Source organism: Nocardioides sp. DN36, from assembly GCF_055380375.1.
Map to the genome: position 1 here is coordinate 2475357 of NZ_AP043823.1, position 13294 is coordinate 2488650.

A 13294-nucleotide genomic window follows, 5' to 3' on the forward strand; every position below is an offset into this window, starting at 1 on the left:
GGTGACCAGCGCAGCAGACCCCTTCCCGAACGGAGTTCCCATGCCCGAGGCAGTCATCGTTTCCGCCGCCCGCTCAGCGATCGGCCGCGCGAACAAGGGCTCACTGAAGGACTTCCGGCCCGACGACCTCGCAGCGCTGATCGTGAAGGCCGCGCTCGACAAGGTCCCGGGACTGGACCCCAACACCGTCGACGACCTCTACCTCGGGTGCGGCCTGCCCGGCGGCGAGTCGGGCAACAACATGGGCCGGATCGTGAACGTCCTCAACGGCATGGACGACGTCCCCGGGGCCACCGTGACGCGCTACTGCGCCTCGTCGGTGCAGACGACCCGGATGGCCTTCCACGCGATCAAGGCCGGCGAGGGCGACATCTTCGTCTCCGCCGGCGTGGAGACGGTGTCGCGCTTCGCCAAGGGCACCTCCGACCACTGGCCCGACACCCAGAACCCCCTCTTCGAGGAGGCCAGGGCGCGCACCGCGAAGACCGCGGAGGGCGGCGTGGACTGGCACGACCCGCGCCAGGACGGCCTGCTGCCCGACGCCTACATCGCCATGGGCCAGACGGCGGAGAACGTCGCGCGGCTGCGCGGCCTCAAGCGCGAGGAGCTCGACGAGTTCGGCGTGCGCTCGCAGAACCTCGCCGAGAAGGCCATCAACGACGGCTTCTGGGCCCGGGAGATCACGCCGGTCAGTGCCCCCGACGGCACCGTGGTCAGCGCTGACGACGGCCCCCGCGCCGGCGTCACCTACGACGCCATCTCCCAGCTGCAGCCGGTGTTCCGGCCCGACGGCGTGGTCACCGCCGGCAACTGCTGCCCGCTCAACGACGGCGCCGCCGCGGTCGTGATCATGTCCGACACGAAGGCCGCCGAGCTCGGGCTCACCCCGCTCGCGCGCATCGTGTCCACCGGTGTCAGCGGCCTGTCCCCGGAGATCATGGGCCTCGGTCCGGTCGAGGCGACCAAGCGTGCGCTGGCCCACGCGGGCATGAGCATCGGGGACATCGACCTGGTCGAGATCAACGAGGCGTTCGCGGCCCAGGTCGTGCCGTCGTACCAGGACCTCGGCATCGACATCGACCGCCTCAACGTCAACGGCGGCGCCATCGCGGTGGGCCACCCGTTCGGCATGACCGGCGCCCGTCTGCAGAACACCATGCTCAACTCGCTGGACTGGCACGACAAGACCACCGGGCTGATCACGATGTGCGTCGGCGGCGGCCAGGGCATGGCCCTGATCCTCGAGCGCCTGGGCTGACGGCCCGTGCCCGCGGTCGCCCACGGAGGGGATCGCGGGTCGTTAGGGTGGTGCCCATGACCGAGACGCGGACCGCACGCTGGCTCGACACCGACCAGCAGCGGTCATGGCGTGCCCTGGTGCTGGGCACCACCCTGCTCTTCGACCGCCTCGACGACGACCTGCGCCGGGCCTTCGACCTCTCGATGGTCGAGTACGAGATCCTGGTCCGGCTCTCCGAGCGCGAGGGGCGCCAGATGCGGATGGCCCAGCTCGCCGACGCGCTGGCCCACAGCAGGAGCCGGGTCACGCACACGATCGCGCGGATGGAGCACGCCGGGCTCGTCGAGCGCTGCACCTCCCCCGAGGACGGTCGCGGCATCCTGGCGAGGATGACCGACCAGGGCTGGGACCTCCTGGTCCGGGTCGCACCGGTGCACGTCAACGGCGTGCGAGACCACCTCGTCGACCTGGTCTCGCCCGAGGACTTCGCGGCGGTCGGGCGCGTGATGAACGCCGTCGCCGACCACCTGGTCTCCGCCCACCCCGAGATGGAGATCAGGTGACGTAGGCCGCGCCAGCGGACTACCACTGATCTCGGTCTGGCGAGCGCGCGGCCGAGCCGGCGAGGCCGCGACCGCGGATCGAGACCCGGTCAGCCGAGAAGCAGCGATGGCCACTGGGATCAGTCCGTGGCCACCGCCGACTTTCGTCTCACCGGGTTTCGACACGCTCCGTCGCGACCTCGTTCATCGGTCGCGGTCGCTGCTCAACCACCATCGACGCCATCCGCTGACGCGTCTGACGTCAGTCGCGCGTCAGGCGGCGGTGGGTGACGCGGTGCGGACGGGCCGCCTCGACGCCGAGCCGCTCGACCTTGTTCTCCTCGTAGGCCGCGAAGTTGCCCTCGAACCAGAACCACTTGGCCGGGTCCTCGTCGTCGCCCTCCCACGCGAGGATGTGGGTGGCGACGCGGTCGAGGAACCACCGGTCGTGGGAGGTCACGACGGCACAGCCGGGGAACTCCAGGAGCGCGTCCTCGAGGGAGGACAGGGTCTCGACGTCCAGGTCGTTGGTGGGCTCGTCGAGGAGCAGCATGTTGCCGCCCATCTTGAGCGTCAGCGCGAGGTTGAGGCGGTTGCGCTCTCCACCGGAGAGGACGCCGGCCTTCTTCTGCTGGTCGGGGCCCTTGAAGCCGAACGACGCGACGTAGGCGCGCGAGTTCATCTCGAAGTTGGCGACCTTGATGAAGTCCAGCCCGTCGGAGACGACCTCCCAGACGTTCTTGTTGGGGTCGATGCCGCCGCGGCTCTGGTCGACGTAGGAGATCTTGACCGTCTGGCCGACCTTGAGCTCACCGCCGTCGGGCTCCTCCTGGCCGGTGATCATCCGGAACAGGGTCGTCTTGCCGACGCCGTTCGGGCCGATGACACCCACGATGCCCGCGCGGGGCAGCGTGAACGACAGGTCGTGCATGAGCGTGCGGTCGCCGAAGCCCTTGTCGAGGCCGTGCGCCTCGAGGACGACGTCGCCGAGGCGCGGACCCGCCGGGATGTTGATCTCGGACGTGTCGATCTTGCGCATCCGGTCGGCCTCGGCCGCCATCTCCTCGTAGCGCGCCAGACGCGACTTGCTCTTCGCCTGCCGGGCCTTGGGGTTCGAGCGCACCCACTCGAGCTCGCGCTCGAGCATCTTGGCACGCTTCGCGTCCTTCTGCCCCTCGATCTTGAGACGGTCCTTCTTGGTCTCGAGGTAGGTCGAGTAGTTGCCCTCGTAGGGGTGGGCCTGGCCGCGGTCGAGCTCGAGGATCCAGGACGCCACGTTGTCGAGGAAGTACCGGTCGTGGGTGACGGCGAGGACGGCGCCGGGGTAGGTCGCGAGGTGGCCCTCGAGCCACTGGACCGACTCGGCGTCGAGGTGGTTGGTGGGCTCGTCGAGGAGCAGCAGGTCGGGCTGCTGGAGGAGCAGCTTGCACAGTGCCACGCGGCGGCGCTCACCACCGGAGAGGTTGTCGACGAGCGCGTCCGGCGGCGGGCAGCGCAGCGCGTCCATCGCCTGGTCGAGCCGACTGTCGAGGTCCCACGCGTTGGCGTGGTCGAGGTCGGTCTGCAGGTCGCCCATCTCGGCGAGGAGCTTGTCGTAGTCGGCGTCCGGGTCCGCGAGCTCCTCGGAGATCTTGTTGAACCGGTCGAGCTTGCCCTTGATCTCGCCGACGGCCTCCTCGACGTTCTCGAGCACCGTCCTGCCCTCGGTCAGGGGCGGCTCCTGCTGGAGCATGCCCACCGTGGCCTCGGGGTCGAGGATCGCGTCGCCGTTGTTGGCGTGCTCGAGGCCCGCCATGATCTTCAGCAGCGTGGACTTGCCGGTGCCGTTCGGGCCGACGACGCCGATCTTCGCGCCGTGCAGGAACGACAGCGTCACGTTGTCGAGGACGACCTTGTCGCCGTGGGCCTTGCGCACGTTGCGCAGGGTGAACACATATTCCGCCATGGTCCCTGAGCCTACGGTGCAATCCCGTCTGAGACCCTTTCGGGGGTGCCCGCGTCTCTACGGGTGACGGCCTCCACGGGGGAGGTCGCGAAGGACAGGGGCTCGCCCCCGCAGGAGGCACGACGGTGCGTCGATCTGATCGGCTCGATGCCGAGTTCTCGGAGTTCGTGGCCGCGCGTGCGGACCAGCTCTACCGCAACGCGTACCTGCTCACGGGGTCGTCGCACAGCGCCGAGGACCTGGTGCAGACGGCGTTGGCCAAGGCGTACGCCGCGTGGTGGCGGGTCAGCCGGGCCGACGACCCCGTCGCCTACGTGCACGGGGTGCTCATCAAGACGTTCCTCTCCGAGCGGCGCCGGCGCAGCAGCGGCGAGGTGCCGGTGGAGCGAGCTCCGGACCGCGCGGTGACCGACGACGACCCGACCGATCGCGCGGCCCTGATGGACGCCCTGGCCCAGCTGGCCGCGCTCGACCGGGCGGTCGTCGTGCTGCGGTTCTGGGAGGACCGAAGCGTCGCGCACACCGCCTCCGAGCTCGGGCTCACCGAGGCAGCGGTCAAGAACCGCAGCCTGCGTGCCCTCCGGGCGCTCCGCGGCCTGCTGGTCGAGCACACACCCTTGTCCGACGACGCCACCTGGAGTGCATCGTGACGAACACCGACGAACGCCCCTTCGAGGCCGTGGCCCTGCGCGCGGTCCTGGACCGCGGGCTGGACGGCATCCACGGGGACGCCCACGGGATCGGGGCCGGCGCCCGCGTGCGCGGCCGCGCCCTGCGCCGGCGGCGCCGGATCGGCGCGGCCCTCGGGGTCGCCGCCAGCGTCGCCGTGGCCGGTCTCGCCGTTCCCGCACTCGCGGGCGGGGGCGGCGCGGACCGAAGCGCCGGGGTGGCGAACGACCCGACGACCGCTCCCCCGTCCCCCGACTCCGTCCCGGACCTGCCCGGCAGGGAAGCTCCGCAGGGGTGGTGGAGCATGCCCGCCCCCGAGATGCTGGACCGCCTGGCTGGAGTGCTCCCGTCCGACACCCGGATCCTGGACTCGGTCGTGATGAACGTGGACCGAGCCCCGGACGAGCCGTACGGACCGTTGAAGGGCTACCTCCTCGCCGACCTGACCTCGTCGACGAGCAACGGGGCCGGCACGCTGAACCTGATCCTCCTCCCGCCGGCCACCGGTGCCACCGGCACGGCGAACGGCGACACGGCGACCGCGGCAGGGCCGGGCACGAGGGCTCACCTGCGGTGCCCGGGCGACATGGTCGACCCGGAGAGCTGCAAGATCCTCCGTGACGAGACCGGGCGGGCCTACGGCCGGCAGGTGCGCTCGGTCCTCCAGGGAGTCACGATCCTCACGGTCGACGTGGCGGCAAAGGACGGCGGCGTGGTCGAGCTGACGGTGGCGGACTCCGACGGCTACAAGATGTCGCCGCCCGCCACCGCCGACGAGCCCCCGCTGGACCTCGACGAGATGCTCTCGATCGCCCAGGACCCGGCCTGGCAGGACTGGTCCCCGCGGACGGAATGACCGCCCTCAGGCCGCCACCTCGTCCGCCCCGGTCCCACCCCCGGGCCCGGACAGGGGCTCGGTGGCGGCCCGGGCGGCGCCCCCGACGGTGCGGGTGAACTGGCTGACCCCCTTGGCGAGGTCGTGACCGACGAGCGTCGCGTCGACCTCGAACGAGGTCACCTCGACCCCGGCGGAGTTGGTCCAGGTCTGGGCGTTGAGCCGCCCGTGCACGACGACCGGGTCGCCCCGGCGCAACGAACGCTCGCAGTTCTCGGCCAGCCCGCGCCAGGCGTTCACGGTGTACCACTGCGTGTCACCGTCGACCCACTCGTCGGTCTTGCGCTGGTAGCGCCGCGGCGTGCAGGCCACCCGGAAGGTGGCGACCGTGGTGTCGCCCGCCAGGCGCACGGTCACGTCGTTGCCGAGCCAGCCCTGCAGGGTCACGATGGTCTCGTTCATCGGAAGTCTCCTCGTCACGCGCGGGGCACGTCCCCGCGTCGGGACGAGACTCCGCGGGCACGCCGACAACGACGCCGTTGCCATCGGCCCCCTGTGGACGAGCCCGACGCCGAGCCGGCCTGTGGAGGCTGCGCGGCCTACTTCAGGACCCGGGCCAGTCCGCTACGCACGGTCGTGTAGGCCTGCAGCTCCGCCTCGACGGGCACCACGACCAGCTCCTGGGCCACCGACCGCACCGCCTCGCGCAACCGGGCGTCCGCCGACCGGGCGCGGCTCCGTGCGGTCGCGGCCACCAGGAAGCGGCAGAGCAGGGCCAGCATCAGGCCGGCCGCCACCCCACCGAGCAGCAGCAGCGTCGGCACCGGGAGGCCCGCCACGTCGGGCGTGGCCGGCTCGGGCAGCTGCAGGAGGCCCGCCCCCGCCAGGGCGAGCAGCCACAGCGTGCCGACGAGCGCCGCCGCCAGCAGCACCCACTGCAGCACGCGGACCGCGCCCGCCCACACGGGAGTCCGGGACGCACCCAGGTCGGTCTCGGCCAGCGCGGCGTCGAGCCGGTCCCCCAGCTCGGGCAGGCGCGCCACGGAGGCGCGGCGCACCGCCTCGCCCCAGGGCCTGGCCAGCCCCGAGGAGACGTCGTCGGCCAGCGCCCGGACCTCGGTGTCGACCCGCGCCCGCTGCACCTGCGACGCGACCGGGACCGAGGTGCGCGCCCGGCCCGTGAGCTCGCGGCCCTCGCTGCCGAGGTCGAGGTGCAGGCGCTTGAGAGGGTCCGGCCGGAGCCGCGAGAACCACGCCGTGACCGGCCACCCGGTGGCCCGCCCGGCACGGAGCCGTGTCGAGCGCTCGACGGCGTCGACCACCGTCGGGACGCCGGCGGCCTCGGCGAATGCCTCCTCCAGCGCGGTGACCCGCTCCTTCGACAGCGCCCGTGTCCTGCCCTGGCCGCACTCCTCGTCGAGCCGCGTGGCCGCGGCCCGCAGGTCGGCCTCGAGGCGGGCCCGCGTCATCTTCTTGGCGGCCACCCGCTCGGCGATCTCCGCCTTCAGCTCGGGCACGCCGATGCCGTGCCGGGCGCTGACCGGGATCACCGGGACCTGCTTCAGGCCGTCCTGGTCCAGGAGCCGACGGACGTCGTCGACCATCGACTGGCGCCGTTCCTCGGGCACCGTGTCGATGTGGTTGAGGACGACCACCATCACGCCCTGGTGCGTGGCCAACGGAGCCAGGTAGCGGTCGTGGATCGCGGCGTCGGCGTACTTCTGGGGGTCGAGGACCCACACCAGCAGGTCGGCCAGCTGGACCAGGCGGTCGACCTCGAGGTGGTGGGAGACCTCGGTGGAGTCGTGGTCGGGGAGGTCGAGCAGCACGACGCCGTCGAGCTCGGCGTCCTGCTTGCCTCGACGCCCGCTGTCGAGCATCGAGTCGCGGGTGGTCTGGTGCCGGGCGGGGATGCCCAGCCACTCCAGCAGCTCGTCGGCGCCGTCGCGGCCCCACACGCAGGCCGACGCCCACGACGTGGTGGGGCGGCGTACGCCGACGGCCGAGAGCTCCAGGCCGGTCAGGGCGTTGAACGTCGAGGACTTGCCGGAGCCGGTCGCACCCGCGATAGCGACCACGGTGTGCTCGGCCGACAGCCGCAGCCGGCCCGAGGCGCGGTCGACGACCGCACGGGCCTCGTCGACGACGCCGTCGTCGAGCCGTCCGCGGGCGGCGTCGGTCGCGGAGTCGAGGCCCTCGATCCGTGCCCCGATGTCGGAGCCACGGGTGACCAGCTTCTTGGCCCCCTCCAGCAAGGACGTCATCTTCTCCCTCGACGGCCGATCGGTTGTGCTGGGGCAACCCTAGGCGGTGTCGCTCTCACGTCGCCGAGCCGGTGCCGCGCTGGAGCTGGGCGAAGCGCAGGTCGTCGACCCGGCGCGCGGCGGCCCGCAGCCGCTCCGGCGCCTCGCCCTCGATGCCGAGGCTGTCCAGCAGGTCGGTGTAGCGCGCGCGCTCGGACTCCAGCAGCCCCCGCACACGCTCCTCGAGCGCCCGGCTCGACCGCTCGGCCAGGCTGCGCACGGCCTGGTCGCCGAAGACCGCCTCGAGCAGCTTCTGGCCCAGCACCGCCGACCCCCCGGCGATCCCGGCCTCCGCGCCCGTGACGCCGGCGGTGTGGGCGAAGACCACCACCATCAGCGCCACCGACAGCCCGTTGACGCCGTAGGCCAGGAACCGGGCCGTGCTGCGCTTGTCGGCGCCCTCGGTGCGCACCATCTCGAGCACGTCGGCCTGCCAGTCCCGCACCGCGCGCTCGGCGCGGCGGCGCAGGTCCCGCGAGGCACGACCCAGGTCCTCCCCCGCGTCCGCGAGCAGCGCCTTGCCGGAGTCCAGGGACTGCCACGAGGCCGCCGCGCGTTCGGCGGCGGCCTCGGCGTGCTCGAGGATCAGCGTCTCGAGACCGGACTCGACGGCGACCGTGACCCGGTCGGCCTGCTGGGGCTTGCCCTTGACGGCGTTGACCACCCGGTCGCGCAGCCAGCCGACGCGGTTCTCGAGGGACTTCAGCAGCTCGCCGGTGCCGACGAACTCCTGCCAGCGGGCCAGCACCTCGCCGCGCAGGAGGGTGCCGTCGGCCGAGGCGCTGACCACGGCCTCGATCGCGTGGTCGTACGCCGCGTCCGCGTCGTCACGCAGCCGGGTGGCCGCGACGACCTGCTCCGCCGTCGCGTCGGCCACGGTGTGGCTGCGCCGGGCGAGGGTGCGGATCGCCCCGTCGAGGGTCTGCTTGACGACCGCGGCGCGGGCCTCGGAGTCCTCGGCGAGCGACTCCAGCCAGCCGCGGATGTCGGCGACGGCGCTCGCCTCCAGGAGCCCGTCGGCGGAGACCGGGCCCTCGTGCACGGTGAACAGCGGCGAGTCCTTCAGCCCACGGCTCGCCAGCATCCGCGCCAGGTGGGTGGCGACGGTCTGCACGGCGTCGGCCGGGGTGCGGTCCAGGACGATGGCGACGGCCGTGGAGCGCTCGGCGGCCTGGCGCAGGTAGTCCCACGGCACCTGGTCGGCGTACCGCGCCGCGGAGGTGACGAAGAGCCACAGGTCGGCGGCGGCGAGCAGGTGCGCGGCCAGGGTCCGGTTGCGCTCCTCCACCGAGTCGACGTCGGGGGCGTCGAGGATGGCCAGGCCCTGCGGCACCGTCTCGGAGGCGACCAGCTGCAGCGCCTCGGGGTCGTTGGTCGCGTGCGTCACCCGCTCCAGGTCCGGCAGCAGCCGGTCCTGGCCGAACCAGACGGCGTCGTCGGGGTGGTGGACCAGGACCGGGGAGCGCGTGGTCGGGCGGAGCACGCCGGGCTCGGTGACGCGACGACCGACGAGCGAGTTGACCAGCGTGGACTTGCCGGCACCGGTCGACCCGCCGACCACCGCCAGCAGCGGCGCGTCGATGGTCATCAGTCGCGGCAGGACGTAGTCCTCGAGCTGGTCGACCATCTCCTGGCGCGCGGTCCGCTGCTCGTCGACGCCGGGGACCTGCAACGGCAGCGGCGCCTCCTGCAGCGATCCACGCAACCGGACGAGCGACGTGACCATCTGGGTGGCGTCGGTCGGCGCCGTGACGGCGCGCTGGCTGGAGTGGGTCATCGGGTGGGTACCACCTGTCCGGGGAATGCGATCGAGGGGCGGACGGCGCCGATGCGGGCGACGTACTCCTGGCCCCGGGCGGCGAAGTCGGGCGGCGGGGTGCCGCGGAGGAAGCGGTAGTGGAGGAAGCCGAGCTCGACGGCGGCCTGCTGGTACTCCCGCATCGACCGCTCAGCCTCCTTGCCGCCGAGGGAGCGCGCGTAGGCCCGGCTGCGGCGGCGGGCGCCGAGGTCGACCACCCAGCCGATGTCGGTCGCCGGGATCAGGCCGCGGCGGGCGGCGTCGTCGAGGGAGGAGGTGAGCATCCGGCGCTCGGATCGGCGCGACCAGACCGCCAGGCAGACGATCGCGACCAGCGCCGGGGCCATCAGGAGGAGGTAGACACCCGCGAAGCTGCCGAGGCCGTGGGCCGTGGAGGAGTTCCAGGTCGCGTGGGCGGCGACCGCACAGGCGTAGCCGGCGAGCGGCGCCACCACCCGCACCCAGCCGCGGCGGGCCATGACGGCGATGCCGACGCCGATGCCGGTGAAGGTGGTGAAGAGGGGGTGCGCGAACGGCGAGACCAGGCAGCGGAGCACGAACGTGCCCGTCAGCGCCTCGGTGCCGCCCGGCCCCATCCCGTCCGTGCCGTTGTAGGCCGCGGCGAGGTAGAGGATGTTCTCGGTGAAGGCGAAGCCGATCCCGACCATCCCCGCGTAGACGATCCCGTCGAGGACGCCGTCGAGCTCGGCCCGGCGCCACCACAGCAGCAGGATGAGGAAGAGCCCCTTGCTGGCCTCCTCGCTCAGCGGCGCGACGACCTGCGAGCTCTGCTGGTCGCTGAAGCCGACCACGAAGCCGCCGATGCCCTGGACCAGCAGCGCGGCGGCGGTGGCCACGAAGCCACCCCACAGCAGGCCGAGGGCGAGCAGCCGCTTGGGTTCGGGCTCGTAGCGGTCCAGCCAGAGGTAGCAGGCCACCAGCGGACCCACCGGCAGCGCCGCCAGAACCGTGGCCAGGAGCAGCGACCCGGGGCCGCCGGACAGCGCGATGACGAGCAGCATCACGGCCGCGCCGAGACACACCAGCACGGTCACCACGACCGTGAAGGCGATGCTGTCTCGACGGGTCCCGGGCATGCCCCGAAGCCTATCGGGACTGGCCGTCCGGCCCGCCTTCCGGCGTACCATGGCCGGGTGACCGAGCAGAGCCAGCAGACCCCCGCGTCCGAGACCTCCCCGTCCGACAGCTCCGCCCCCAGGACGGAGTCCCACGACCCGAAGGTGCCCGACGCCTGGGCGAAGTTCATGCGGACCGGGTGGGGCGAGCGGGAGCTCGACCTGCCCCGTCATCCCGTCGCCGACCACGCAGCACGGCGCCGCGCCCAGCTGGCCGAGGCGTTCCCCGGCGAGCGGCTCGTGCTCCCGGCGGGCACCTACAAGGTGCGGTCGAACGACACCGACTACCGGTTCCGCGCCGACACCGCGCACACCTACTTCTCCGGCAACCAGACCAGCGACGCGGTGCTGGTCATCGAGGACGGCGAGGCCACGCTCTACGCGCGGCCCCGTTCCTCGCGCGAGACCGACGAGTTCTTCCGGGACCGCCAGTACGGCGAGCTGTGGGCCGGTCGTCGTCCGTCGGCGCACGAGATCTCCACCTCCCTGGGCCTCCCGGTCCGCCACGTCGACGACCTTCCCGCTGCCCTCGCCGGCTCGGGCAAGACCCGTGTGCACCGCGGTGTCTCGGCGCTGGTCGACGGCCTGGTGCCCGCCGACGCCACCCGCGACGAGGACTTCGCACGGGTGGTCTCGGAGCTGCGGCTGGTCAAGGACGAGTGGGAGCTCGGTGAGCTGCAGGAGGCCTGCGACATCACCACCCTCGGTTTCGAGGACTCGGTGCGCGAGTGGGCCGACGTGCTGAAGTACGGCGAGCGCTGGATCGAGGGCACCTTCTTCCGCCGCGCGCGGGCGATGGGCAACGACATCGGCTACGACTCCATCGTCGGCGGCGGCAAGCACGCGACGACGTTGCACTGGATCGAGAACTCAGGCGCGATCACCCCCGGCGAGCTGGTGCTGCTCGACATGGGCGTCGAGGGCAACAACCTGTACACGGCCGACGTGACCCGCACCCTCCCGGTCGACGGCCGCTTCACCGACCTGCAGCGCGAGCTCTACGACCTCGTGTACTCCGCCCAGGAGGCCGGCATCCAGGCGGTGCGCCCCGGCGTCCCCTTCCTGGCCGCGCACGATGCCGCGATGACCGTGCTCGCGCACGGCCTCGAGGGCATGGGGCTGCTGCCGGTGTCGGCCGAGGAGGCCCTCGACCCGGAGAGCAAGGTCTACGCCCGCTGGACGCTGCACGGCACCAGCCACATGCTCGGCATGGACGTCCACGACTGCGGCAACGCCGCCGCCGACGTCTACCCCAAGGGCGACCTCGCCGAGGGCATGGTGCTGACCGTGGAGCCGGGCCTGTACTTCCAGGAGGACGACCTGCTGGTCCCCGAGGAGCTGCGGGGCATCGGCATCCGCATCGAGGACGACATCGTGGTCACCGCCGACGGGTTCCGGAACCTCTCGGCCTCGCTCCCCCGGACCTCGGCCGACGTCGAGGCATGGATGGGCAGCCACCAGGGCTGACCCCGTCCCGACACCCCGGGGTGCTGCGCCACCGGTGGTGGCGCGCATGACAGGGTGGGCGCCGCGTCCGCCGCGGCTGGGTACGGCGGACACGTCGTCGTCGTTGGGAGCTCGTCCTTGTCCTGGTTGTCGCTCCGCCCGGGCACCGTGGCGGCCGTCGCCGCCGTCGTCGCAGGTCTGGTGGCCGGCCCCGCGCCTGCGGCCCCGGAGCCGGCCGGCGCGGTCCCGACCGTGCAGCCCGGCGACCAGCCGCCGCACGTGCCCGGCACCCACCTGCGACGCGTCGACCCCGCCGAGCGGGCTCTGTCGCGCATGACGCTGCCGCAGCGGGTCGGGCAGCTGTTCATGGTGGGCACGCCAGCCGCGTCGACGAGTGCGCTGACGCGTGCGCAGATCGCCCGGTTCCACGTCGGGAACGTGATGCTCACCGGACGCAGCCGGGGCGGCACCCGGGCCCCCGCACGGGTGGTGGCGGCGCTGCAGGCCCGTGCCGACCGGGGCGCGACGGGCGGCGTCCGGCTCCTGGTCGCGACCGACCAGGAGGGCGGCCAGGTGCAGGTGCTCGCCGGTCACGGGATCTCGCAGATGCCGTCGGCCCTCGAGCAGGGCCGGTGGACGCCCGGGCAGCTGCGCACCCGCGCCGCCGACTGGGCCGGGCAGCTGCGCGCGTCGGGCGTCACGATGAACCTCGCGGCGGTGGCGGACACCGTGCCCGGTCCCCGGGCGGCGGCCACCAACCCGCCGATCGGCGCCTACGACCGCGCGTTCGGGTACACCCCGCACGTCGTCACGAGCCACGCCGTGGCCTTCGCCCGCGGGATGACCGCTCGCGGCGTGGTCCCCACCGTCAAGCACTTCCCCGGCCTCGGGCGCGTCCACGCCAACACCGACCTGCGGGCCCGGGTCACCGACCGGGTGACCCGGCGCCACGACCCCTACCTGGCCCCGTTCCGCTCGGCCGTCCGCGCCGGGGTGCCGGTGGTGATGATGTCGACGGCGTACTACGCACGGCTGGACCCGCACCGGCCCGCGGCGTTCTCGCCGTTCGTCATCGGGCGGATGCTGCGTGGCGACCTCGGCTTCCGGGGCGTCGTCGTCTCCGACGACCTCGGCAGCGCGCGCCAGGTCGCGAGCTGGACCGCGGGCCAGCGAGCGGTGCACTTCGTGCGCGCCGGTGGCGACCTCGTGCTCACCGTCGACCCCGGCACCCTGCCGTCGATGTACGTCGCCGTGCTGCACCTGGCCCGGTCCGACCGTGGCTTCCGGGAGCGCGTCGAGCGATCCGCCCTGCGCGTGCTCCGGGTGAAGGCCGACCAGCACCTGCTGGACGGCTGACCGGGCCGGAGCCGGCCGAGAGCG

At 72.9% G+C, this 13294-nt stretch carries 11 protein-coding genes; 6 read left to right on the forward strand and 5 right to left on the reverse strand.

The window, feature by feature from the left end; all coding sequences use genetic code 11:
- Positions 1-40 precede the first annotated feature (40 nt).
- Together ACZ43H_RS12755 and ACZ43H_RS12760 are read left to right on the forward strand one after the other, a co-directional pair.
- Entirely contained in the window at positions 41-1258 is a 1218-nt protein-coding gene (locus ACZ43H_RS12755) for an acetyl-CoA C-acetyltransferase (RefSeq protein ID WP_464583279.1), read from the forward strand.
- 56 nt (positions 1259-1314) lie between these two features.
- The gene (locus tag ACZ43H_RS12760; RefSeq protein WP_464583281.1) at positions 1315-1803 is read left to right on the forward strand and encodes a MarR family winged helix-turn-helix transcriptional regulator; all 489 of its coding nucleotides are present in this window, start codon (positions 1315-1317) and stop codon (positions 1801-1803) included.
- 241 nt (positions 1804-2044) lie between these two features.
- Here the strand turns inward: ACZ43H_RS12760 and ettA are convergent, their stop codons facing one another.
- Positions 2045-3727 (reverse strand): energy-dependent translational throttle protein EttA, encoded by a 1683-nt coding sequence (gene ettA / locus ACZ43H_RS12765; protein WP_379184391.1) that lies wholly within the window; start codon positions 3725-3727, stop codon positions 2045-2047.
- Between the two features lie 125 nt (positions 3728-3852).
- On the opposite strand from ettA, the gene ACZ43H_RS12770 reads away from it, so the two are divergent.
- A complete protein-coding gene (locus ACZ43H_RS12770) occupies positions 3853-4377 on the forward strand; it encodes a SigE family RNA polymerase sigma factor (protein ID WP_464583283.1) in 525 nt (174 codons plus the stop codon).
- Positions 4374-5252 (forward strand): hypothetical protein, encoded by an 879-nt coding sequence (locus ACZ43H_RS12775; protein ID WP_464583285.1) that lies wholly within the window; start codon positions 4374-4376, stop codon positions 5250-5252. The genes ACZ43H_RS12770 and ACZ43H_RS12775 overlap by 4 nt, the downstream gene beginning before the upstream one ends.
- Before the next feature lie 6 nt (positions 5253-5258).
- On the opposite strand, the gene ACZ43H_RS12780 is transcribed toward ACZ43H_RS12775, so the two are convergent.
- From ACZ43H_RS12780 to ACZ43H_RS12795, 4 genes are all read right to left on the reverse strand, one after another.
- Positions 5259-5693 carry a single-stranded DNA-binding protein gene (locus ACZ43H_RS12780; RefSeq protein WP_464583287.1) on the reverse strand — a complete coding sequence of 145 codons (435 nt, stop codon included), beginning with the start codon at positions 5691-5693 and terminating at the stop codon, positions 5259-5261.
- 137 nt (positions 5694-5830) lie between these two features.
- Complete coding sequence (locus ACZ43H_RS12785; RefSeq protein ID WP_464583289.1) at positions 5831-7495, reverse strand: GTPase; 1665 nt, start codon at positions 7493-7495, stop codon at positions 5831-5833.
- 55 nt (positions 7496-7550) lie between these two features.
- Positions 7551-9311 carry a dynamin family protein gene (locus ACZ43H_RS12790; RefSeq protein ID WP_464583291.1) on the reverse strand — a complete coding sequence of 587 codons (1761 nt, stop codon included), beginning with the start codon at positions 9309-9311 and terminating at the stop codon, positions 7551-7553.
- Positions 9308-10429 carry a PrsW family intramembrane metalloprotease gene (locus tag ACZ43H_RS12795; RefSeq protein ID WP_464583293.1) on the reverse strand — a complete coding sequence of 374 codons (1122 nt, stop codon included), beginning with the start codon at positions 10427-10429 and terminating at the stop codon, positions 9308-9310. Before ACZ43H_RS12795 ends, ACZ43H_RS12790 begins: the two co-directional genes overlap by 4 nt.
- Before the next feature lie 57 nt (positions 10430-10486).
- Here ACZ43H_RS12795 and ACZ43H_RS12800 point away from each other — a divergent pair, with 57 nt between their 5' ends.
- Positions 10487-11935 (forward strand): aminopeptidase P family protein, encoded by a 1449-nt coding sequence (locus tag ACZ43H_RS12800; protein WP_464583295.1) that lies wholly within the window; start codon positions 10487-10489, stop codon positions 11933-11935.
- Between the two features lie 117 nt (positions 11936-12052).
- Entirely contained in the window at positions 12053-13270 is a 1218-nt protein-coding gene (locus ACZ43H_RS12805) for a glycoside hydrolase family 3 N-terminal domain-containing protein (protein WP_464583297.1), read from the forward strand.
- Positions 13271-13294: the final 24 nt, after the last annotated feature.

Bases quoted from the DNA above. Each gene is read 5' to 3' on its own strand.
- ACZ43H_RS12755 (WP_464583279.1), top strand. From the start codon at position 41: ATGCCCGAGGCAGTCATCGTTTCCGCCGCCCGCTCAGCGATCGGCCGC.
- ACZ43H_RS12760 (WP_464583281.1), top strand. From the start codon at position 1,315: ATGACCGAGACGCGGACCGCACGCTGGCTCGACACCGACCAGCAGCGG.
- ettA (WP_379184391.1), bottom strand. From the start codon at position 3,727: ATGGCGGAATATGTGTTCACCCTGCGCAACGTGCGCAAGGCCCACGGC.
- ACZ43H_RS12780 (WP_464583287.1), bottom strand. From the start codon at position 5,693: ATGAACGAGACCATCGTGACCCTGCAGGGCTGGCTCGGCAACGACGTG.
- ACZ43H_RS12785 (WP_464583289.1), bottom strand. From the start codon at position 7,495: ATGACGTCCTTGCTGGAGGGGGCCAAGAAGCTGGTCACCCGTGGCTCC.
- ACZ43H_RS12790 (WP_464583291.1), bottom strand. From the start codon at position 9,311: ATGACCCACTCCAGCCAGCGCGCCGTCACGGCGCCGACCGACGCCACC.
- ACZ43H_RS12795 (WP_464583293.1), bottom strand. From the start codon at position 10,429: ATGCCCGGGACCCGTCGAGACAGCATCGCCTTCACGGTCGTGGTGACC.